Origin of the sequence: Mesorhizobium sp. M4A.F.Ca.ET.020.02.1.1, from assembly GCF_004022645.1 — a bacterium.
GTDB lineage: Bacteria > Pseudomonadota > Alphaproteobacteria > Rhizobiales > Rhizobiaceae > Mesorhizobium.
On record NZ_RZOI01000988.1, the window covers coordinates 1 to 1,772 of the forward strand.

Consider the following 1,772-nt stretch of genomic DNA (forward strand, 5'->3'; position numbering starts at 1 on the left):
CGCATTGTGGTGCGTCAGCAGCCTGTCGACCTTCAGGGGAAGCGTTTCCAAATCCGCCAGATCCATCACCCTGACCGCGCGCCGTCCCACCTTGTCCTCGTAAGCGGGGCCGATGCCGCGGCGGGTCGTGCCAATCTTTGTCCCGGAATTGGAGGCGGCGTCCTCACGGAATCCGTCCAATTCGCGGTGCAGCGACAGGATAAGCGCGGTGTTTTCGGCTATTTTCAGGCGATCCGGCGTCACCTCGACGCCTTGCGCCTTCAGTTTCGCCACTTCGGCGACGAAGGCGTGCGGGTCGAAGACCACGCCATTGCCGATGATCGACAGCTTGCCTTGCCGCACGACGCCGGAAGGCAGAAGCGACAGCTTGTAGACCTTGCCGTCGACGACCAGCGTGTGGCCGGCATTGTGGCCGCCCTGGAAGCGCACGACGACATCGGCCCGCTCCGACAGCCAGTCGACGATCTTGCCCTTGCCTTCGTCGCCCCACTGCGAGCCGACGACCACCACATTGGCCATGTTGCTTTTCCCTTGAAATGCCGACTGGCGGCTTGAAAACGACAGGCCTCTATAGCGTCAAGAGCGGACCGACGCGACCATTCTTTGCCGCCGAACGCCGCCCGGGGCATAACATTTTTCGCCTTTCGCGCGATTTGCCGAGGCGAGCAGGGCGCGATTACGCCGGCATTCCTCCCAGGCACTTTCCGGCGCCGACGCCTGGCACGAATGACAGCGCCGCGCGGCTATCGCACGCGCGGCGCTGTCATGCAAATCGGCAGGACGGGCTTCAGGCTACGCCGACGTCGAAGTGCAGCGGCTTGGCCGAGTCGATCGACTTGTGCGCCCGCAGCTGATCGAGCACATTTTCGGGGAACGGCGCGTCGAGATAGAGCAGCGCGATGGCATCGCCACCCGGCCGGTTGCGGCCGAGCTGGAAGTTGGCGATGTTGACGCCGTTCTCGCCGCAGACGGTGCCGAGCAGGCCGATGATGCCGGGCGCGTCGGCGTTGGTCGTATAAAGCATGTGCTGGCCGACTTCGGCGTCGAGATTGATGCCTTTGATCTGGATGAAGCGCGGCTTGCCGTCCGAAAAGCAGGTGCCGGCGATCGAGCGCGTCCTGTGCTCGGTGGTGACCGTCAGCTTGATGTAGCCGTCGAACACGCCAGACTTGTCGCGCTTGACCTCGGCGACGATGATGCCGCGTTCCTTCACCATGATCGGCGCCGACACCATGTTGACGTCGGAGACCTGCGGCCGGATCAGACCGGCAAGGGTCGCGCTGATCAGGGCACGCGTGTTCATGGTCGCGGTCGAGCCGTCGAACAGGATCTCGACCTCCTTGATCGGATCCTCGGTGACCTGGCCGACGAAGGCGCCGAGCACTTCGGCGAGCTTGACGAAGGGCTTCAGCCGCGGCGCCTCCTCGGCGGTGATCGAGGGCATGTTGATGGCGTTGGAGACGGCGCCCTTGAGCAGGTAGTCGGACATCTGCTCTGCCACCTGCAGCGCCACATTCTCCTGTGCCTCGGCGGTGGAGGCGCCGAGATGCGGCGTCGCCACGACATTCTCCATCCCGAACAGTTCGTTGTTCTCCGCCGGTTCGACCTCGAACACGTCGATGCCGGCGCCCGCCACCTTGCCGCTCTTCAGTGCCGCGACCAGATCGGCCTCGACGATCAGCCCGCCGCGCGCGCAGTTGATGATGCGTACGCCTGTCTTCATCTTGGCGATCGCGGCGGGCTGATCGTCGAGGCCGATCTGGTCGCGGCAC

2 protein-coding genes are annotated in these 1,772 nt (G+C 64.5%); both read right to left on the minus strand.

Going from position 1 to position 1,772, the window contains the following annotated elements; genetic code table 11:
• Window positions 1-519 (minus strand): adenylosuccinate synthetase (locus EN742_RS33970; protein WP_189375718.1); only part of this gene is annotated, 519 nt, incomplete at its 3' end.
• A gap of 268 nt (window positions 520-787) precedes the next feature.
• The coding region (locus EN742_RS33975; RefSeq protein ID WP_281035036.1) for an NAD(P)-dependent oxidoreductase at window positions 788-1,772 on the minus strand (985 nt) is incomplete at its 5' end.